The 20,622-nt window shown below is 67.9% G+C and carries 17 protein-coding genes; 9 read left to right on the top strand and 8 right to left on the bottom strand.

Annotation, left to right across the window (positions count from 1 at the left end; all coding sequences use genetic code 11):
• Positions 1-13: 13 nt before the first annotated feature.
• A complete protein-coding gene (locus QJR12_RS05745; protein WP_300579768.1) occupies positions 14-610 on the bottom strand; it encodes an N-acetyltransferase in 597 nt (198 codons plus the stop codon).
• Between the two features lie 231 nt (positions 611-841).
• Between QJR12_RS05745 and QJR12_RS05750 the strand changes: the two genes are divergently transcribed.
• The 9 genes from QJR12_RS05750 (at position 842) to QJR12_RS05790 (ending at position 10,151) form a co-directional block, all read left to right on the top strand.
• A complete protein-coding gene (locus QJR12_RS05750) occupies positions 842-1,240 on the top strand; it encodes a DUF3040 domain-containing protein (RefSeq protein WP_300579770.1) in 399 nt (132 codons plus the stop codon).
• Positions 1,241-1,671: 431 nt separating this feature from the next.
• A complete protein-coding gene (gene mraZ / locus QJR12_RS05755) occupies positions 1,672-2,103 on the top strand; it encodes a division/cell wall cluster transcriptional repressor MraZ (protein WP_300579772.1) in 432 nt (143 codons plus the stop codon).
• Positions 2,078-3,250, top strand: coding sequence for a 16S rRNA (cytosine(1402)-N(4))-methyltransferase RsmH (gene rsmH, locus QJR12_RS05760; protein WP_300579773.1), 1,173 nt, complete (start codon positions 2,078-2,080; stop codon positions 3,248-3,250). Before mraZ ends, rsmH begins: the two co-directional genes overlap by 26 nt.
• A complete protein-coding gene (locus QJR12_RS05765; RefSeq protein WP_300579775.1) occupies positions 3,247-4,254 on the top strand; it encodes a hypothetical protein in 1,008 nt (335 codons plus the stop codon). The genes rsmH and QJR12_RS05765 overlap by 4 nt, the downstream gene beginning before the upstream one ends.
• Positions 4,251-6,197, top strand: coding sequence for a penicillin-binding protein 2 (locus QJR12_RS05770; protein WP_300579777.1), 1,947 nt, complete (start codon positions 4,251-4,253; stop codon positions 6,195-6,197). Before QJR12_RS05765 ends, QJR12_RS05770 begins: the two co-directional genes overlap by 4 nt.
• A gap of 202 nt (positions 6,198-6,399) precedes the next feature.
• On the top strand, positions 6,400-7,506 hold the full coding sequence (locus tag QJR12_RS05775) for a maleylacetate reductase (RefSeq protein WP_300579778.1): 1,107 nt from the start codon (positions 6,400-6,402) through the stop codon (positions 7,504-7,506).
• The gene (locus tag QJR12_RS05780; protein WP_300579780.1) at positions 7,503-8,414 is read left to right on the top strand and encodes a dioxygenase; all 912 of its coding nucleotides are present in this window, start codon (positions 7,503-7,505) and stop codon (positions 8,412-8,414) included. The genes QJR12_RS05775 and QJR12_RS05780 overlap by 4 nt, the downstream gene beginning before the upstream one ends.
• A 21-nt stretch (positions 8,415-8,435) precedes the next feature.
• Positions 8,436-9,218: a 4,5-DOPA dioxygenase extradiol gene (ygiD, locus tag QJR12_RS05785; protein ID WP_300579782.1), complete on the top strand. Its 783-nt coding sequence runs from the start codon at positions 8,436-8,438 to the stop codon at positions 9,216-9,218.
• Between the two features lie 138 nt (positions 9,219-9,356).
• Positions 9,357-10,151, top strand: a complete 795-nt coding sequence (locus tag QJR12_RS05790; protein WP_300579783.1) for an SDR family oxidoreductase — start codon at positions 9,357-9,359, stop codon at positions 10,149-10,151.
• Positions 10,152-10,166: 15 nt separating this feature from the next.
• Here the strand turns inward: QJR12_RS05790 and QJR12_RS05795 are convergent, their stop codons facing one another.
• The 7 genes from QJR12_RS05795 to QJR12_RS05825 form a co-directional block, all read right to left on the bottom strand.
• Entirely contained in the window at positions 10,167-12,785 is a 2,619-nt protein-coding gene (locus QJR12_RS05795; protein ID WP_300579978.1) for a LuxR family transcriptional regulator, read from the bottom strand.
• A gap of 73 nt (positions 12,786-12,858) precedes the next feature.
• Positions 12,859-15,444, bottom strand: a complete 2,586-nt coding sequence (gene benC, locus QJR12_RS05800) for a benzoate 1,2-dioxygenase electron transfer component BenC (protein WP_300579784.1) — start codon at positions 15,442-15,444, stop codon at positions 12,859-12,861.
• A 10-nt stretch (positions 15,445-15,454) separates the two neighbouring features.
• The gene (gene benB, locus QJR12_RS05805; protein ID WP_300579785.1) at positions 15,455-15,979 is read right to left on the bottom strand and encodes a benzoate 1,2-dioxygenase small subunit; all 525 of its coding nucleotides are present in this window, start codon (positions 15,977-15,979) and stop codon (positions 15,455-15,457) included.
• Complete coding sequence (gene benA, locus QJR12_RS05810; RefSeq protein WP_300579786.1) at positions 15,976-17,361, bottom strand: benzoate 1,2-dioxygenase large subunit; 1,386 nt, start codon at positions 17,359-17,361, stop codon at positions 15,976-15,978. The genes benB and benA overlap by 4 nt, the downstream gene beginning before the upstream one ends.
• Positions 17,362-17,477: 116 nt before the next feature.
• Entirely contained in the window at positions 17,478-18,545 is a 1,068-nt protein-coding gene (locus QJR12_RS05815) for a 2Fe-2S iron-sulfur cluster binding domain-containing protein (protein ID WP_300579787.1), read from the bottom strand.
• Between the two features lie 33 nt (positions 18,546-18,578).
• The gene (locus QJR12_RS05820) at positions 18,579-19,430 is read right to left on the bottom strand and encodes an alpha/beta hydrolase (RefSeq protein ID WP_300579788.1); all 852 of its coding nucleotides are present in this window, start codon (positions 19,428-19,430) and stop codon (positions 18,579-18,581) included.
• Positions 19,427-20,584: an amidohydrolase family protein gene (locus QJR12_RS05825; RefSeq protein WP_300579789.1), complete on the bottom strand. Its 1,158-nt coding sequence runs from the start codon at positions 20,582-20,584 to the stop codon at positions 19,427-19,429. Before QJR12_RS05825 ends, QJR12_RS05820 begins: the two co-directional genes overlap by 4 nt.
• Positions 20,585-20,622 lie beyond the last annotated feature (38 nt).

Below are 20,622 nucleotides of genomic sequence, written 5' to 3' on the forward strand. Positions count from 1 at the left end.
CCGGCGAGCCGCATCACAGCGGCAGCCTGCGGCCCAGGATCGCGAACGCTCGCGGATCGCCGGCGAAGTGGTGGTCGCGGATGATGTCGATGAATCCCAGCCGCCGGTATAGCCGCCACGCCCGGTTGGCTTCGCCGTTGATTTCCGGGGTGGAAAGCAGCACGTATGCCTCGCCACGGCGGGCGAGCAGGCGCCGGGTCAGCGCCTCGCCCAGGCCGCGACCCTGGGCGCGGGGGTGGATGTGCAATTCGGTCAACTCGAAGTAATCGGACATCAACCGGGCGATCTCGGGGTAGGTGAAGCCGCCGCGCTGCAAGCCCCGCACCACCTGCTGCTGCCACCACTGATCGGGTGCCCCGCAATAGCCGTAGGCCACACCGAGCAGCGGGGCGCTGCGCAACTGCGCGCCCGAGGGTAACTCGTCGCCGTCGGGGACTTCCACGGCGGCCACGGCCTGCCAGCCACGCCGCCGGGTGTGCTCCAGCCACATTGCCGCGCGCTGGTTCTCGGTGCCGCGGGGATAACGCATAGCGTCGACGTACACACCCAGGGCGTCATCGAGGCGGCGCTGCATGTCGTGCGGGGCCAGATCGATGAGGAACGTCGTCAACTGGCGTTGCCCTCCTCCCGGCAGGTGATCGCGGCGCGGGCCTTCACCTAATTATCGGACCGGATTGTCGGTGTGGGTGGCGGCTTCGGAGCCGCGACGGGTCGCCGCTAGAATCGCTTGCGAACCAGTGGTATGGCGCTGGCTGACCTCGTATCATCTGAGTTAGTTGTTCACAGCGGGCGGGCACGTGCCAGCGGTGTTGCGTGACAGCCTTTCGGCAAGGAGGGACGAATGCCACTCTCCGATCATGAGCAGCGGATGCTCGAGCAGATCGAGAGCGCTCTCTACGCCGAAGACCCCAAGTTCGCCTCGAGTGTTCGTGGGGGTGGGCTGCGCGCGCCGACCACACGACGGCGACTGCAGGGGGCGGCGCTCTTCGTCATCGGCCTGGGGATGCTGGTTTCCGGGGTGGCGTTCCGGGCCACGATGATCGGAAGTTTCCCTATTCTCAGCGTCTTCGGGTTCGTCGTGATGTTCGGCGGGGTGGTGTTTGCCATTACCGGCCCACGGCTGCCCGGTAGGCGCGGCCCGTCCGGATCGCCGTCGGCGCGCCCTCGGCGGGCCAAGGGCGCCGGGGGCTCCTTCACCAGCCGCATGGAAGATCGGTTCCGGCGCCGTTTCGAACAGTAGCCGGGCCCGGGCAAAAGGGCCGGCCGTGAGGGGCCTGCCGCCCCGGGTGTTCCGTGGTTTCCACCGGCATGGCCGGCGATTCACCGTAGGTTCGGTGTCTTCGACACCGGGCGGGGCACTTCGGGTTTGAGTCGGAGTTCGCCCCACTTTCCCCCACCGCAGGCCCCCCTGACCGTCCGGGGTGACCGGTTCCCGCCGGATTGGGGAAATTCAGCGATGTTTCCGGGACTTGCGGTGCGAATCCAGGGCGCCAGGGCTCGGCGTCATCCCCGACGGTCATCCCGGAACCCGCCCGAGAACGGCCCGAAAGCACGGCATGAACGATCTGTGACCACAAAATGGGGAAAAGTGGGGAATTGTGGGGTATGGTGGTTGGAGTCGTCGGGTGAGTGGGAGCGCGGTCGCTCCGTGTCGTGGCGGGAGGTGGCCTGGTGTTTCTGGGCACCTATACGCCCAAGCTCGATGACAAGGGGCGGCTGACACTGCCCGCCAAGTTTCGCGACGCACTGGCAGGAGGGTTGATGGTCACCAAGAGCCAAGACCACAGCCTGGCCGTTTACCCCCGGGCGGAGTTCGAACAGCTGGCGCGCCGCGCCAGCAAAGCGTCGCGGAGCAACCCCGGCGCGCGGGCATTCCTGCGTAACCTCGCCGCGGGCACCGACGAGCAGCACCCCGACGCCCAGGGCCGGATCACGTTGTCGGCCGATCATCGGCGGTATGCCAACCTGTCGAAAGACTGCGTCGTGATCGGTGCGGTCGACTATTTGGAGATCTGGGACGCCCAGGCGTGGCATGACTACCAGCAGACCCACGAAGAGAACTTCTCCGCGGCCAGCGATGAAGCGCTCGGCGAGATTATCTAAGGCGCCCGCCCGTGCAGCGTGGCCTCTGCCCGAACCGACCCTGACGTACTTCCCCGACGCCAGGTTCGCGCTATCGGACAGGGACCTCGATGCACAGGCGGCCCGCCGGCGCCACAGCGGGGAAGGGGTGCCCGTGGCTGATCAGCCGGGGAGTTTTGGGCATGTGCCGGTGCTGCTGGCCCGGTGCGTCGAGTTGCTCACCCCGGCGCTGACCCGGCATCGTCCCGACGGGTCGGGGGCGCTTCTCGTCGACGCCACCATCGGCACGGGCGGACACGCCGAACGGTTTCTCACCGAGTTGCCGGGCCTGCGCCTGCTCGGCATCGACCGGGACCCGGCCGCGCTCGACATCGCCCGCACTCGGTTGGCCCGGTTCGCCGACCGGGTGACGCTGGTGTCGACCCGCTATGACGACATCGCCGCCGCGCTGACTGAATCTGGTTACGCTGCAACGGAATCAGTCAACGGGCTGCTGTTCGATCTCGGTGTGTCGTCCATTCAGCTCGACCGCCTCGAGCGGGGGTTCTCCTACGCTCACGACGCGCCGTTGGACATGCGAATGGATCCCCGGTCCCGCCTGACCGCGGCCGACGTCGTCAACACCTACGATCAAGCCGCCCTGGCCGAGATCCTGCACCGCTACGGCGAGGAGAGGTTCGCCCGGAGAATCGCCGCGCACATCGTGCGTCGCCGCAGCCGGGCGCCGTTCACCTCCACCGCGGAGTTGGTCGAGGTCGTCTACCGGGCGATCCCGGCGCCGGCCCGGCGCGCCGGCGGGCATCCGGCCAAGCGCACGTTTCAGGCGCTGCGCGTCGAGGTCAACGACGAGTTGGGTTCGCTGGAAAACGCACTCCCGGCGGCGTTGGATGCGTTGGCCGTCGGCGGGCGGATGGTGGTGTTGTCCTACCAGTCGCTGGAGGATCGCCTGGTCAAGCGGGTGTTCGGCCGGGCGGCAGCCACCCGCACCCCGGAGGGCTTGCCGGTTGAACTGCCCGGCCACGAACCGCATTTCCGGTTGTTGACGCACGGCGCCGAGCGCGCCGATGTGACCGAGGTGAACCACAACCCGCGCAGCGCGTCGGTGCGATTGCGCGCGGTGCAGCGTGTCCGGCCGGGGTCGGGAGTCGCAGGGAGGGCCGATTCATGACAGTCACGCACCAACCGCCGGCGCGCCGCGGCGCAGGTCGCCGGCGCACCGAGGGCAGCGCGGCGCGCACCCGCGAGCGCAAAACGGCGCGATCGGGACCGCAGACCGCGCCCATGCCCCGCCCGGTCGAGCGATCGGCCCGGCCCACGAGCACCCGCCAAGCCAAGGCACGTTCAAAGGCCCGGAAAGCCAAGGCGCCTAAGGTAATCCGGGTTCCGCTGCGGGACCGTGTCATCGCCAGGCTGATGTCGGTCGACCTGCGGCCGCGCACGCTGGTGAGCAAGGTGCCCTTTGTGGTGCTGGTGATCGGTTCGCTTGCCGTCGGTTTGGGCGTCACGCTGTGGTTATCCACCGATTCCGCGGAGCGCTCCTATGAGCTGGGCAACGCCCGTGAGCAAACCCGCATCCTGCGACAGCAGAAGGAGGCCCTCGAACGTGACGTGCTGCAAGCGCAATCCGCACCGGCGCTGGCAGAGGAAGCCAGAAACTTGGGAATGATCCCGACGAGGGACACCGCGCACCTCGTCCAAGACCCCGCCGGTAACTGGGTGGTTGTCGGCACCCCCAAACCCGCTGACGGGGTTCCGCCGCCGCCACTGAACACCAAGCTGCCGGATGAAAAACCGACACCACCGCCCCCACCGCAGCAGGTGAATTCGGTGGAGTTGCCGGTTCGGATGTCACCGGGCGCCGCGGTACCCACGCCGGAGGTGCTGGTTCGCGCTCCCGACGGCGCGACGACATTGGGAGTCCAGCACCCGGGGGCTGCGGCGGAACCCCCGGCGCCACCCCCGGGGCCCGGGCCGTCCGAGGCGGCACCGGCCCCGCAACCGGGTTCGCCGACGGTCGGCGCGCCGGCCCCGGGTGCCCCGGGTACCCCGGTGCCGGTTCCGGCCGCCGCGCCTTCCGTGGCCGTCACCCCCGACACCGCCGGGCCCACCGTTGCACCCGGTGGCGAACAGTTCGGTCCGCTGACCATCGCGAGCCCCGGCGACCGCCGATGAATCGCGGCAGGGGAAACCCCAGACGCGCAGCGGCATCCGCAAAACCGAAAAAGCCGCACCGGCAAGGGCTCGGCGGCCCGGTTGCCCACGGTCACCCGGCATCCGAGCGGCGTACCCGGCAGGCTGTCGACCTGGGCGTCCGCAGCGCGTCGTTCGTGTTTCGGCACCGTGTCGGAAATGCGGTTATTTTTGCGGCTCTGATCGTGGCGGCCGCGCAGTTGTTTTACCTGCAGGTGCCGCGGGCGGCCGGGCTGCGCGCCGAGGCCGCGGGGCAACTGAAGGTCACCGACGTGGAAAAGGCGGTGCGCGGGGCCATTATCGACCGCAACAACGACCGGTTGGCGTTCACCATCGAAGCGCGCGCGCTGACATTCCAACCCCGCAGGATCGGCAGGCAACTGGCCGAGGCGAAACGCAAGAACGCCGCCGCCCCCGACCCGCAGCAGCGGCTGGGCGAGATCGCCGGCGAGGTCGCCACCCGGCTCAACAACAAGCCCGACCGGGACACCGTGCTGAAAAAGCTGCGCAGCAACGAGACGTTCGTCTACCTCGCCCGTGCCGTGGACCCCGCGATCGCCACCGCGATCACCAAGAAATATCCCGAAGTCGGCGCCGAGCGCCAGGATCTGCGCCAGTACCCGGGCGGGTCCCTGGCGGCGAACATCGTCGGCGGCATCGACTGGGACGGTCACGGGCTGCTGGGCCTGGAGGACGCGATGGACGCCGTGCTGGCCGGCACCGACGGCTCGGTCACCTACGACCGGGGGTCCGACGGAGTCGTCATCCCCGGCAGCTATCGCAACCGGCACAGGGCGATCAACGGGTCGACCGTGCAGCTCACCATCGACGACGACATCCAGTTCTATGTGCAGCAGCAGGTGCAGCAGGCCAAGAACTCCTCCGGCGCACGCAACGTGTCGGCCGTGGTGCTGGACGCTAAAACCGGCGAGGTGCTGGCGATGGCCAACGACAACACCTTCGACCCGTCGCAGGATATCGGGCGTCAGGGTGATAGGCAGCTGGGCAACCCGGCGGTGTCCGCACCATACGAGCCCGGCTCGGTGAACAAGATCGTGACCGCGTCCGCGGTCATCGAGTACGGGCTGAGCAACCCCGACGAGGTGCTCTCGGTGCCCGGCTCAATCCACCTGGGCGGGGTCACCGTGCACGACGCCTGGGGCCACGGCGTGATGCCCTATACCACCACCGGGATCTTCGGCAAGTCGTCTAACGTGGGCACCCTGATGCTGGCGCAGCGCGTCGGCCCGCAACGCTATTACGACATGCTCAAGAAATTCGGCCTGGGTCAGCGCACCGGGGTGGGGCTGCCCGGCGAAAGTGCCGGGCTGGTACCGCCGATCGACCAGTGGTCAGGCAGCACATTTGCCAATCTTCCTATAGGACAGGGACTTTCAATGACATTGTTGCAGATGGCCGGGATGTATCAGGCCATCGCCAACGACGGGCTGCGGATCCCGCCGCGCATCATCAAGGCGATCATCGCTCCCGACGGCTCCAGGACCGAAGAGCCGCGCCCGCAAGGTGTTCAGGTGGTCTCGCCGCAGACCGCGCGGACCGTGCGCAACATGCTGCGCGCGGTCGTGCAGCGCGACCCCCGTGGCTATCAGCAGGGCACCGCACCGGCGGCCGCGGTCGACGGCTATCAGATCGCCGGCAAAACCGGCACCGCGCAGCAGATCAACCCGGCCTGCGGCTGCTACTTCGACGACGTCTACTGGATCAGCTTTGCGGGCATGGCGCCCGCCGACAACCCCCGCTATGTCATCGCGATGATGATGGACAACCCGCGGCGCGCGGCCGACGGCTCCCCGGGATCCTCGGCGGCCCCGCTGTTCCACAACATCGCGAGCTGGCTCATGCGGCGCGAAAACGTCCCGCTGTCACCGGATCCCGGACCTCGACTGACGTTGCAAGCCGAGTAAGGGTGGCAACGCATCACCGGATAGCGGGGGAGCACCGAGCATCATCGGCACGCGTGAACGGCGTGTTCCGCGTACCGGAACGATGATCGCCGGGACCGTGGTCGACGCTTAGGTTTTTAAGATGGCAGCCATGAGTTGACGGCGAGGTTTGCCGGTGCCTCCAGCTTCAGCGCGGGACGGTTCCCGTGTCGGCATGAAAGGTATGCCCGTAGTGCGGTTCTCGCATGAATTTCTGCCCCAGCGAGTGTGCTTCGCCCCGGGTGACGCCCAGCCGACGCTGGCGCAGGAGGTCACCGGGCTGGGTGCCTCGCGGGTGATGGTGATCGCCTCGCCCGGTGCGCTGCGGCGGGCGGGCAGGATCACCGCGGGTCTGCCGGTGGTGCATCGTCACGACGAAGTGGTGATGCATGTTCCGGTCGAGGTGGCCGAGCGGGCCCGCGCCGCCGCTGTCCGCCATGAGGCCGATGTGTTGGTCAGTGTCGGCGGAGGATCGGCGACCGGGCTGGCGAAGGCCGTTGCGTTGACCACCGGGCTGCCGATCGTGGCGGTGCCGACCACCTACGCCGGCTCGGAGGCCACCAACGTGTGGGGGCTGACCGACGGCACCGGCAAGACGACCGGGGTGGACGCACGGGTGTTGCCCCGAGCGGTCATCTACGACGCGGAGCTGACGTGCTCGCTGCCGGTAGCCATAACGGTGGCCTCGGGGTTGAATGCGTTGGCGCACTGCGTGGATTCGATGTGGGGACCTCGGGTGGACGCGATCGATCAGGCGCTGGCGCAAGAGGGGATCCGGGCGCTTAAGGTTGGGTTGCCCCGGATCGTGACCGACCCGACGGGGCTAACCGGCCGCGAGCATGCCCTCTACGGGGCCTATCTGGCGGGGGTGGCGTTCTCGTCGGCGGGGTCGGGGCTGCACCACCGAATCTGTCATGTTCTCGGTGGCGCCTACGCCCTTCCGCACGCTCAGACCCACGCCGTCGTGTTGCCGTACGTGCTGGCGTTCAACGCGAGCGCCGCGCCGGAGGCCGAGCGCCGGATCGCGGCCGCGCTCGAGGCGCCGACGGCGCTCGCGGGTCTGCAACGATTGCGGGTGCGGCTTGGGGCGCCGCAGGCGTTGCGCGACTACGGGTTTCGCGAACACGACATCGGCGCCGCGGTGGACGCGATCCTGCCGAAGGTGCCGCCGGGCAATCCGCGCCCGGTCGACGCCGAGGATCTGCGCCGGCTGCTCACCGCGGCGTGGCGGGGGGCTGATCCGGGGATCCTCGCCGAGGACATCACGAAAGGCGCAATGAGCACACGATGACTAAGCCAGAAGCTGCCCTCACCGTAATCTCCGCTGAGCAGCGGGCCGTGGAAGACGACCTTGTGGCCCGCGTCGTCGACGCTTTTGCCGCTACCCCCGATCCGCGGCTGCGCCAGCTGATGCAGGCGCTCACCCGGTATCTGCACGCCTTTATCCGCGAGGTGCGTCTCAGCGAGTCGGAGTGGAAGACGGCGATCGAGTTTCTCACCGCCGTGGGGCAGATCAGCGACGACAAACGCCAGGAGTTCATCTTGCTCTCCGACGTGCTGGGCGCCTCGATGCAGACCGTGGCCGTCAACAACGAGGTCTACCGGGGTGCTACCGAGGCGACGGTGTTCGGCCCGTTTTTCGTCACCGGCTCGCCGCGGATCCCGCTGGGCGGGGATATGGCCGGCGGGGCTCCCGGCGAGCCGTGCTGGGTGGAGGGCCGGGTCACCGACACCGACGGCAACCCGGTCGCGGGCGCCCGAATCGAGGTCTGGGAGGCCGACGCCGCCGGGCTGTATGACGTGCAGTATCCCGACGGCCGGGTCGCGGGGCGAGCGCATTTGTTCACCGACGCTCAAGGCGGGTATCGCTTTTGGGGGCTCACCCCCACGCCGTACCCGATCCCGCACGACGGGCCGGTGGGGGCGCTGCTTGCGGCCACGGGCCGCTCCCCGATGCGCCCGGGGCATTTGCATGTCATGGTCAGCGCCGACGGTTTACGGACCCTGGTCACCCACGTGTTCGTCGCCGGGGATCCCCAGCTTGAGGTTGGGGACGCGGTCTTTGGTGTCAAAGACTCGTTGGTTAAGGAGTTCACCCGCCACCGCCCCGGAACACCCACCCCGGACGGCCGCGATGTGGGCGATCGCGAGTGGTCGCGGGTGCGTTTCGACATCGTCTTGGCCCCAGCGGCGAACTGATCGGCCACCGGGATGTCAAAGATGCGCCCCGCGGTGATGCCGGCCGTCTTCGTCGGGCACGGCAATCCGATGAACGCGATCGAGGACAACCCCTTCAGCGCGGCCTGGCGGCGATTGGCCGCGTCGATCCCGCGGCCCCGGGCGGTCCTGGCGATCTCGGCGCACTGGTACGGCGTGGGCGGGCGGGTGACCGCTGCCGAGAAGCCGGTGACCCTGCACGACTTCGGCGGGTTTCCCCGTGCGCTGTATGAGGTCGAATACCCCGCCCCGGGGTCAGCGCAGCTGGCCGGCCGGGTCACCGACCTGCTGGCGCCGGCGGCGATCGAACCGGACGCCGACTGGGGGCTGGATCATGGCAGCTGGTCGGTTCTGGTGCAGATGTACCCGGCTGCCGACATTCCGGTGGTGCAGCTGAGCATCGATGAAACCCTTACCCCCGCGCAGCATTTCGACCTGGGGCAACGCTTGCGTCCGCTGCGCGAGGAGGGGATCTTGATCCTTGGCTCGGGCAACGTGGTGCACAATCTGCGCCTTTACGCCTGGGACCGGCACCCCGTCGTCCCGTTCGACTGGGCGGTTCGCTTCGATGCCTGGTTGCGAGATGCGCTTCGGGAGCGCCGTTTCCGCGACGTGATCGGCTACCGGAGCGCCGGCGCTGATGCGGCGTTGGCGGTCCCCACTCCCGAGCACTACCTGCCCCTGCTGTATGTGCTGGGCGCCTGTTCGGAGGACGAGCCGGTGGGCTTGCCGGTGACGGGATTCGAGGGGGGATCGGTCTCCATGCTCGCCGTCCGCGTCGGGTGAGCGCACCTGTTCCAGCCGCCCGTGGGCTCACCGGTGTCGGTGTTCCGGTGCCCGGAATATGCGTGCCCGGCACCCGGTGGCGTCCCGGATGATGGACACCGGACCGCGCACCTGGACTCATCACCGGAAGGAGCGGGCATGCGGATCGACTTATCTGGCCGACGGTCACTGGTGAGCGGGTCGACCGCCGGGATCGGCTACGCGATCGCGCGGGGCCTTGCCGGGGCGGGTGCCGCGGTGGTCGTCAACGGGCGGACAGCCGACCGCGTCCGCCAGGCGGTGGCCCGGTTGCACGAGGAGGTTCCCGACGCCCGGGTGACGGGCGTGGCGGCCGATGTCGGCACGGCCGACGGGGTGGCCACGCTACTCGAGAAAGAACCCGACGTCGACGTGCTCGTTGCCAACGCCGGGATTTTCGCGCCGAAACCGTTCGCGGAGATCACCGACGAGGAGTGGCAGCGGTTTTTCGATGTCAACGTCATGGGAGCGGTTCGGCTGGCCCGCCACTACGTGCCCAGGATGGCACACCGGGGCTGGGGGCGCGTGGTGTTCATCAGCAGCGAGTCCGCCTTGCACATTCCCCCGGAGATGGTCCACTACGGGATGACGAAGACCGCCTTGATCGCCGTGGCCCGGGGGTTGGCCGAGTCTTACCCGGCGAGCGGGGTGACGGTGAACTCGGTGCTCCCCGGGCCGACCCGCTCCGAGGGTGTGAGCACCTTCCTGCAAGAATTGGCCGCCCGCCAGGGGCGGACCACCGAAGATGCCGAGCGGGAGTTTCTGGCAACCATGCGACCGACCTCGCTGCTGGGCCGGTTCGCGACCACCGATGAGGTGGCCAATCTGGTGGTCTACGTGTGCTCGCCCCAGGCCGCGGCGACCACCGGAGCGGCCCTTCGGGTGGACGGCGGTGTGGTGCGTGCCATTCCGTGAAGCGTGGATGCTCGTTCAGCGCCGTAGGGCGGCGAGTTCGGCACGGGACCGCACCCCGAGTTTCGGGTAGATCCGGGTCAGGTGATACTGCACGGTCTTCGGCGACACATACAGCTCGGCCGCCACTTCACGGTTGGACAGTCCCTGGGCGACAAGAGCGGTCACCGCTTCTTCCTGCGAGGTTAGGGTGACGGGAGCCCGCGGCCGGCGCAGCTGATGCACGCCTCCCGCCCTGAGCTCGCGCTCGCAGCGCTGCACGTAGGTGTGCGCGCCGAGCGAGAGATAAAGGTCGCGGGCGGTGCTGATCGCCGCGTCGGCTTCGCCCCGCTTGCCGGCGCGGCGCAGTGTCAGGCCGTAGCCGAAGTAGACCCGCGCCAGGTCGTAGCGCAGCGGCAGTCCCTCGAGCAACGCAAGCGCCTCCTGGAAGGCCCGTCGCGCCGCCGGCAGGTCCGCCCGCGCGCCCAGCAGCCGGCCGCGGGCGGCGAGCACCCGGGCGGTGGCCGAGCGATGCCCGCGAGCGCAGTGCTCGTGACGGCGCAACAACGCCTCGGCGCTGTCGAGCTGACCGTCGACCACCAGTGCGGTGGCCAGCACGTCGGCCCACGGCCATAGACCAGGCTCCACCGTGGTATCGGCGGACAGCCGGGTAAGCGGCTCCAGCGTGCGCCGCACCGCGGCGTAATACGCTTTGGCCTCGGCGACATGCGCCCGAGCGAGCAGGGGCGGGATTCGCATCATCTCGTAATCGCCGGTGACCGCGTCGGCCGCCAGCACATCGGCAGCGGCCTTCTTCCAGTCGCCGCGCAGCGCGTGCACTTGGGCCGCGGTCCAGGCCAGCAGCGGTGTCGCCAGCACGATGCCGCTGGAGCCGGCCAGCGCGCGGCCGCGCTCCACACTGTCCAGCGCCCGGTCCCATTCGCCGGTCACGAACTGCACCCGGGCCAGCCAGCCCAGCGCCCACAGCGTGATCCGCGTCGAGCCGCCCAACGCGGCCATGGCGACGGCGGCTTCCAAACTGCTTCGGGCGCCGTCGATGTCATCCTGGCTCAGCTGAAACCAACCACGGCCCATGCCAATCCGCTGCGCCTGGGCGCCGTGGCTGATTCGGCTGGCCAGCGTGTCGTAGGCCACGGCCGCCTCGTGGACCTTTCCGGCTGCGGCCAGTCCCAGGCCGCGGATGGCGGCGGCCTCGATCCCGGCGGGTGAGCAGCCGCCGGCAAGTGCCAGCGCGCGGTCGGCCCAGTGCACGAGTTCTTCGGTCCGGCAACGCACCAGTGAGTGCAGGACTCGACGCTGAGCGATCATGGCCGCCGTCTCGGGGTCTCGCCCGGCATCGGCGATGTCCCACGCACGACGCAGCCGGACCTCTGCCTCGGCGGCCCGGCCGCGAAGGATCGCCAGGTACGCCAAGACGGCGTCACGCAAAGGCGTTTCGTGCAGGCTTTCGATGGTGGGCACTAGCGCGGCGGCGCCCAGGCAGTCGCCCGCAGCGATCAGGGCGTCGACCGAACGGGTGAGTCGTTCATCGTGCAACGCCGGGTCCGAACTGAGCCGACTGGCTTCCCGGAGGAGTCGCGCGGCCTCGGCCCAGGCTCCCTGGGAGGCGCGTTCGTGAGCGAGTCGTTCGGCGTCCTCGGCCAGACCGGGATCCGGGGTTGCGGTGGCCGCGATCAGGTGATGGAGACGCCGGACCGGATCGGCCCCCATCCGGGCGGCCCGGCGATGGGCTTCGCCGGCGGCGTGCGCGCCCATGAGATCGATAACGGCGGCCCGGGTGAGCGAATCGCGCAGCCGTGGCGAAAACCCCGGTGAGGGCGCCAACAACCCTGCGTCGGCGGCCTCGTCGATCGCTGTCAGCGGATCCTCCAGTCCGCTTAAAGCTGCCGCAGCTCCAAGTGATTCGTGATCATCGAGGATTGCGAGCGCCTCCACCAGCGCGCGGCCCGCCGACCCGCAGCGTTTCAGCCGGTCCGCCACATCGGCGACGACGTGCGACGGCGCCGGCAGCCGAACGCCGGGCCGAGACCACACATCGATCGGCAGCTCGTCGAGCAGCGCCACCACGGCGCGGGGATTGCCCCCGGTGTGCCGGGTGAGGATCTCGCTCATCGCCGGGTGCAGCACCAGGCCCCGCGACGCCGCTATCTCGGCAACCGCGGGGGGTTCCAGCCCTTCCAGCCGAATCTCCTCGCTCACCGCGTCAGCGATCACCTGCGGTGACGTGGTGCTCACCACCACCAACAGCGGCAGGCGGCGATGATGCCGAACCGCCGAGACCAGCGCATGAAGCGACAGCTCGTCGGCGTGCTCGGCGTCGTCGACCACGACGAGCGCGGGCTGCAACCCGGTGATCCGATCGACGAACTGCTCGGCCGCGGCGACCGGCTCGGCGGGCACCTTCTCCTGCAGCAGCTGACTGAGCACCCCACCGGGCAGGCCGCTCTCCCACGGCGTCGCGCGGGCCCACCGGGCCGCCTCGCGCTGGCTGATCAGCCGCCGTAACACGGTGCTCTTACCGATCCCGGAAGCCCCGACCACCGCGACGATGTCGGCGCCGCGGGTCGCTGTCGCGGCACAGCGGCTGCTCAGCTCGGCCAGTTCCCGACCGCGCCCGACGCAGGTCGTGGCCGCGATGATCACGCTGACATGCTAGGAGCGCGGCGAATACCCGGTCCACTGCCGGGCGCTTCGCCGTCGGCCGCCGGTGTCAGCCCTGATCCCCGCCGGCCACCGGGAGCACGGTGCCGGTGATGTAGGACGCCTCGTCGGAGGCCAGGAAACAGATCGCGGCGGCCTGTTCGTCGAGGGTGCCGTAGCGTTTCATCAGCGATGAGTCGAGGGTCTGGTCGATGTGGGCCTGGAACCAGGCGCGTTCGGTGTCGGTGCGCGGCTGCGGGGTGCCGCGCGGGATCCGCCGTGGCGGTGCCTGCGTGCCGCCGGGGGCGGTGGCGACGACCCGGATTCCGGCGTCGGCGTACTCCATCGCGAGCGAGGCGGTGAGCGCGTTGATCGCGCCCTTGGCCGCCGAGTAGGGGATGCGATGGATGCCCCGGGTGGCCGCCGAGGAGATGTTGACGATCACCCCACGGCCGCGCCGCACCATCGAGGGCAGCGCGGCGCGGCAGCAATACAGTGTGGTCAGCAGCGAGCGCTCGATCTCGGCGCGGATCTCGGCTCCGGTGAACTCGGTGAACGGTTTGAAGTTGATCGCGCCGCCCACATTGTTGATCAGCACGTCGATGTGCCCGAAGGACGCCAGCGCCTGCTGCACCAGGGTTTCGGCCCCGTCAGCCGACTCGAGGTCCACCGTGACGGCCAGCGCCTCCGGCCCGACGGACGCCAGCTCGTCGGCGAGCTCCTTCACCAGCGCCGAGCGGTCGGCCAGCACCAGCGTGCCGCCCTCGGCACTGATCCGGCGCGCGGTGTGCTCGCCGATGCCTTGGGCCGCTCCGGTGACGACGACGACCTTGCCGGTGAAACGGCCGGGGGTGACGAATTTCGGGCGCCGCGCCGCGCCCGCGTCCGCCATGGCACGGCGCATGGTTTGCTTGGACCGCTCGGCGTGCGCGACGATCAGCGCCCGCGCGGCCTCTTTGTCGCCGGCCTCGAACGCGGCGACGATGTCGACGTGGTCTTGGGCGACCAGCGGGTGACACCAGGTGGCGTTACGCAGCACTTCGCTCATCCGGCCCTTGATGTCGAGGGCTTGGTAGGCTTGTAACAGGTGCTGGTTGCCGCTCAGCGTGAACAGGTAGTCGTGAAACGCCGCGTTGGCTTCGGTGAATTGGGCGGCGTCGGCCAGGCGGTCGCCGTCGACATAGCGCAGCGTGGACTCGGCGAGCAACCGGTAGCCGGTCAGCTGCTGGCCGGTCAACCGGCCCAGGGTCAGTTCCAGGGCGGCGAGTTCGAGGGCCTGGCGGGCTTCGAACAGGGCATCCGACTCGAGCACGGGCGGGTGGTCCTCGCCGATTTGGTAGCCGTCCGGGCCGACGATCGAGACCGACGGTTGTGGAATCGCCGGTGGTGCGGTCCCGGGAAGCGGCGAACCGGGGGGCGGGAAGATCTCTTGTCCCGCCAGCCGGCGTAACACCCGGCTGTCGTCGGTGACGGCAATCGGCCCCGCCCAGGCGCCGATCTCCTTCGCGGGCAGCATGAGCTGGCCGGCTATCCCTCGGGCGTCGGGTGCGGGCAGCAGCTGTTCGGCATGCGGCTCGGCATGCGGCGGGGCAGCAGCGGCCGCGCCGGCCTTGTCGGCGTCGGGAACGGCGAGCGCGAACTTCTCGTAGTAGCAGCCGGTCGGTTGAAACCCGGTGGTCCGGAAGTAGTCGCGCACGGCCTCCACCATCGGCGGCGGACCGCACAGATAAACGGCGACGTCGCCGTCGTAGAGGTGCGCCGGCTCTAGCAGGCTGGTGACGTAGGCCTTGTCCGGCCCCTTGTTGGGGGCGCTGCTGTGCGGGTCGGCGACACAGTAGTCCCAGCTGAAACCGGGCAGCTGGGCGGACAGCCGAGCCAGTTCGTCGAGCGCCACCAGGTCATCGTCGGTGGTCACGCCGTAGATCAGGTGCACTTTGCGAGGGCTGGTTTGGGCGCGCAGCCCGCCCAGCATGGACAGCATCGGCGCCAGGCCGGTTCCGCCGGCCAGCATCAGCGCCGGCCGGTCTGCCTCCCTCAGGAAAAACGAGCCGTGGGGGCCGGTGAAGGTGATTGTGTCGCCGAGAGCGGCCCGCCCGGTCAGATAGCCCGACATCGCACCGCCGGGGGTCAATTTGATCAAAAACGTCAGTTGCCGCTCGGTGGGGGAATTACTGAACGAGTAGGACCGGGTGAGTTCGGTTCCGGGCACGGTGATGTTGACATATTGACCGGGCAAAAACGCCAACTTGTCACGATCGGGGATGTCGATGCCGATCTGCATTGTGGTAGGCGAAAGTTGTTGCAGAGCAGTGAGCTTTCCGGTGTACCGGCCCGCTTTCGCCTTGGCGACCTCGGAGGTGCTGGCGATTTGCAGCACCAGATCCGAGCGGGGCTTCATGCAGCAGGGGAGGCAGTAGCCGGCCGCGGCCTCCGCGGCGGACAACGCGTCGGTGATATAGGTTCCGCCGTCGAAACGGCCCGATTCGCACAACGCTTTGCAGGTGCCGCAGGCCCCGTCGAGGCAGTCCACCGGGATGTTGATGCGCTGCCGGTACGACGCATCGGCAACGGTCTGGTCCGCCCGGCAGGTGATGAATCGGGTGACCCCGTCTTCGAACGCAAGCGCGACCTGGTAGGTCGCGGCGGTGGTAGCCATGTGCGCGCCTTCAGAAATGGTAGATATCCACCACATGGTGGATGTAGTCGTTTTTCAGCACCACCGTCTTACGCCGGATCAGCGGTTGCTCACCGGAGAAGTCGACGGTGTAAAACGATGTCCCGTAGTACGGGTCGAGGGTCTGATAGCGGAAATACATGGTGTGCCAGTTGAACCGAATATCGACCAGGTCACCACGGCGCTCGATGATTTCGACGTTGCTGATGTTATGGCTGGTGCGTGGCTCGGGAAGGGACGTGGCCGACGAGCGCTCGGTGCGGATCCGAAAGACCCGGTCTTCCAGGCCGCCTTTGTTGGCGTAGTAGATCAGTGAGATGTCCCGCTGCGGGTCTTCCACCAGCCGGTCATCATCACCCCAGGTCGGCACCCAGTAGATAACGTCATCCGCGTAGCACTCCAGCCATTTTTCGAACTCGCGGTCGTCGAGGTAGCGGGCCTCGCGGTAGAGGAACTGCTCGACCATGTTTTGAGTGATTAGTTTGCCGCCGGTGTCGGTGTTCTGCGCGGTGGTCATCTGACGCTCTCCATCTGCAGCGACGCCTCTCGGGCCAGCGCGGCGCGCATGGTTTGCAGCCAGTAGCCATGCTGCGCTACGTAAAGACCTTCGTCCTCGTTACGGGCACCGGATGAGATAACGTTTTGCATGCCCAGCGATTCGGCGACCGGATCGGGCCCGGAAAGCCAATGCTCGGCGCCGCGGCTGATGTCGTTCCACCGCGCGCTGCTCGCGTGGAATGCCCGCTGGCAGGAGCGAAACTCCTCCAGGTCGTCCGGCGTTGCCATGCCGGAGGCGTTGAAGAAATCCTCGTACTGGCGGATGCGGCGAGCCCGGTCCGCCGGGCTCTCCCCCCTGGGGGCGATGCAGTAAATGGTCACTTCGGTCTTGTCCGGTGCGATCGGCCGAAAATGTCTTATCTGCGTGGACATTTGGTCCATCAAATAAACGTTCGGATAGATCCCCAAGTTACGGGACCCTTTGATCATGAACTCGCCCTTGGCCGCACCCAGGGTGGCTTTCAGCTCATCGATCTTGTCCCACAGTGGGCGGTCCTGGGGGTTGGCCGCCCAGGTCCACAGGCACACATGACCGTTGGGGAACGACCAGTAACCGCCGCCGTGTTTACCCCAGCTGCCGGCGTCGAGCACCTTGGTGCCGGTCTTGGATTCACCGGTGCTGCGCCGCGAGGTGGTGGCTACGTAATTCCAGTGGGTGGCCGAGACGTGATAGCCGTCGGCGCCGTTTTCGGCCTGCACCTTCCAGTTGCCGTCGAAGGTGTAGGTCGACGAGCCACGCAACACCTCCAGGCCGTCGGGGGACTGGTCGACGAGCAGATCGATGATTTTGGTGGTGTCACCGAGGTGTTCGGTCAAGGGCAGCACGTCGGGATTGAGGCTGCCGAACAAGAAACCGCGGTAACTGTCGAAACGGGCCACCTTGGTCAGATCATGCGAGCCATCGAGGTTGAATGACGGCGGGTAGCCCGCGCCCTCGGGATCTTTCACTTTGAGCAGTCGCCCGTCGTTGCGAAATGTCCAGCCGTGAAACGGACAGGTCAGCGTCATTCGATTGTCGGTCTTTCGGCGGCACAGCATGGCTCCCCGATGGGAGCAGGCGTTGATCAGGCAGTGCAGGTCACCATCCTTATCGCGGGTGATCACCACCGGCTGACGGCCGATGTAGGTGGTGAAGTAATCACCCGGGTCAGGTAGTTGACTTTCGTGGGCCAGGTAGACCCAGTTGCCCTCGAAGATGTATTTCATTTCCAGTTCGAACAGTTCATCGTCGGTGAAGATCCGGCGGTTGACCCGGTAGCGGCCGGTGTGCGGGTCTTCGATCACCGCATCGGTTAGCAGGGCGGCGAGGTGGTCCAGGTTCTCGGCGATTGGTGTGGTCATCGGTTGCCTCTACGGGGGGTAATTTCCTGAAATCGTTCCTGAAATCTTTGCACCCGGTGATCCTCATCACACTGGGTAAATTGCTAGGACTGGCCTGGGGCTGGAGCAACGCGCGTTCATAGGGTTTGCGCGGCTCCGGGGATGCGTGTGACGAATCGATCGGCATAGAAGTGCTCGGTGTCGGCCCGGATGTCGCGCAACGCGGTCTCGAGGGCGTCGATCATCGCCGGTGGGCCGCAGGTATAGACGTGGCAGTCACCGATGAACTGGCTCGGTAACCGGGGCAGCACGTCGGTGACGAGGCCGCGGGCGCCCGACCAGGTCGATTCCGGGGGCTCGTCGGAGAGGACGGCATGAAAGTCGAATTGCCCGTTCCAGGACCGGCGCAGCTCGTCTAGCTCCGCTAGGCAATACAGATCGCGCTGTGTTCGGGCGCCGAAGAGCAGGACCGTGTGCCGCTTGCAGCGCTGGCGGACGGCATCTTCGAGCAGCGCCTTGATCGGCGCGAGTCCGCTTCCGCCGGCCACGCACAACAGCGGCTCGTCGGCCGGGCGCAGCCACAGGTCACCGAAGGGACCGGCCAGCTGCAGCCGGGTGCCTTGCCTGTCGGCGTCGAACAGCCAATCGGTGAACTGTCCCCCCGGCACGTGGCGGACGTAAAAGGTCACCCGGCGCAAGTTTGCGTCGTCCGGCGCGGTGGCAAAGGAATACGAGCGGGGGCCGGTCACCCCGTCGATGCGCAGTTCCGCGTATTGGCCGGCGGTGTAGTCGAGCTCTTTGTCGAGCTTCAGGACGATCTCGGTGATGTCGTGGGTGAGCGAGCGTTGCGCGCAGATCACCGCGCCGGTGTGCACCAGGGGGTGCTCGGGCATGTCGGCCAGGCCGGCGACCTCGAGTTCGATGCAGCTTCGGGCGATGCTCTGGCACGGCAGAATGTAGCCGTCACGCAGTTCCTGGGCGCTGAGCGCGATAGCGGAATCGACGATTTCGCGGACCTTGCCGTGGACGAGTTTGGATTTGCAGGTGCCGCAGGTGCCCACCGTGCAGCTGTGCGGAAACGGGATGCCGGCCGCCAACGCCTCGTTGAGGATGGAATCCTTGCCCGGAACCTCGAACACTTTGGTGGTACCGGTGATGGTGACGGTGCGCGCCCCGTGGGTTGTGGTGCGGGAGAACAGTTTCACCGTGGCCTCTTTTCGGGATTGTTCAACAGGGGCTCATTGCCGTTCGTCGGTAAGGAATGACGCGACAAGACGGTTGAAGGCCGCCGCATGCTCGATTTGGGTCCAATGCCCGCATTTTCCGAACATGTGCAACTGCGCGTCGGGGATCAGCTCGAAAAGCCGCCGGGAAGCCTCGGGCGGGATGACCCGGTCCTCCCGGCCATGAACGATCAGGGCCGGGCACCGGATGTCACGGATGGCGTTTTCGTCGGTGACCATCGCGTCCAGCCAGCGCTGGCGGGGAGCGGGAAACATCGCCGCGTAGGACTCCTGAAAACCCGGTTGCACACTGGCCTGGTAGCGGGCCGCCGCCAGGTCATCGGTGATCAGCTCCCGGTTGTAGGCGAAAAAATCCAACACCCGGCGCATCGCCGCCACCGAGGGTTCATAGCCCCACACCACGTCCAGCCCCTCGGTCAGCCGGAAAGGGACGCCGACGCTGCCCATCAGCACCAGCCGACGGACCTGATCGGGGTGCCGAGTGGCCAGCCGCAACGCCAGCGCACCGCCGAAACTGTTGCCCACCAGCGAATACGAGTGAAGTTCGAGAGCTGCGAGAAACGCCTCGATGTGGGCGATCCAGTTGTCCATGGTGTAGTGGTAGCCGGTGGGCCGTTGGGTGTAGCCGAAGCCGACGAGGTCCGGGGCCACGACGTGCCGGGTGGCGGCCAGCGCGGGGATGGTCAGCCGCCAGTTGGCGTAGGCCGACACCCCCGGACCGGAGCCGTGCAACAACACCACCGGCGCCCCCGTCGGGTCGCCGGCGTCCAGGTAATTGGTGATGATCCCGCCGGCGTCGACGGATGAGCCGATAGCGGGGTTTGTGGTGCCGGCGTCGGCGGTCATAGCCTGGGATGTCCCTCCTGGTCTGCGACGTCGGTGACGACGTCGACACGGTTGCTGATGTGAGCGATGGTGCCCGATCGGTTGACGGTCGGGTCAGTCATCTCCGACACGTGACGCCGGCTCAGGTGGTGCCTCACGTCCGAGCACAGCGCGCAGGCGTTCGTGGTGCCAATGCGCCGCTGCAACGGGGGGTCGAGGTGGGTGAGGACTTCTCCGGCGGGGTGTTCGCGGGCCGCGAAGGGGTAGTCGGTGCCCAGGACCACATGCCCGGCTCCGAAGCGTTGCAATGCCAACTGCAGGCTCGCGGCGTCGTACGTCAGCGAGTCGCACCATAGTCGACGGGCGGCATCAGAGAGCCGCTCTGCACCGGCCCGGTGGGCAGCAAGACGCTGCCCCTGATCCAGGCGTGGCAGCAGGGCGGGAAGCGCGCCAGCGCCGTGGGCAAGCACGAAGCGCGCCCCGCGGGCGGCCTGCACGACGCCCGCCGCCAACAGCGCGGCCGCCGCGGTTGCCGTCTCGGTGGGCATGCCGACCCCAAACCCCAACCCCAGGTTGGTCACCCGCGGATCCACGTCACGGTCGACCGGGTGGATGAAGATCACCGCCGACAGCGACGACGCGGCGTCGAAAAATGGCCGGAACCGGGCATCGGTGAGGTCGAATTCTCCGACACGGGTTCCGATCTCGACGCCGACAAACCCGAGTTCGGTGATGCACCGGGTCAATTCTCGGATCGCCGACGGCGGGTCCTGCATCGGCACCGTGCCCAGGGCCAGGAATCGCTGGGGTGCCGACGCGACCAGGGTCGCCAAAAAGTCGTTCTGGGCGCGCGCCAGGATCGCGGCCCCGGACGCCGGCTGCTCGTGGCACAACGTCACCGGGATCGGGGACAGCACCTGCACGGCGATGCCCTCGGCATCCATATCGCTGACCCGGGTGTCCGCCGACCAGCAGGCATCGTCGATATCACGGTACCCACGACCATCGACGATGATCCTGGCGCTGCGCTCACCGGTGCGCTCGACCCGGGGAAAGGATCCCCGATACGTCGCCCCGATGTCGGGTAGCTCCGGGTCGATCGCGTGGGTGTGAAAGTCGATGGTGCCGTGCGCAAGCCGCTCCAGCCGGTCCGGCCACGTCGTCGGCGCTGTCATGACACTGGATTTCTCGGAGACCGGCCCTGTTGTCGATT

Source organism: Mycobacterium sp. (genome assembly GCF_029961025.1).
In the GTDB taxonomy this organism is placed as follows: Bacteria; Actinomycetota; Actinomycetes; order Mycobacteriales; family Mycobacteriaceae; genus Mycobacterium.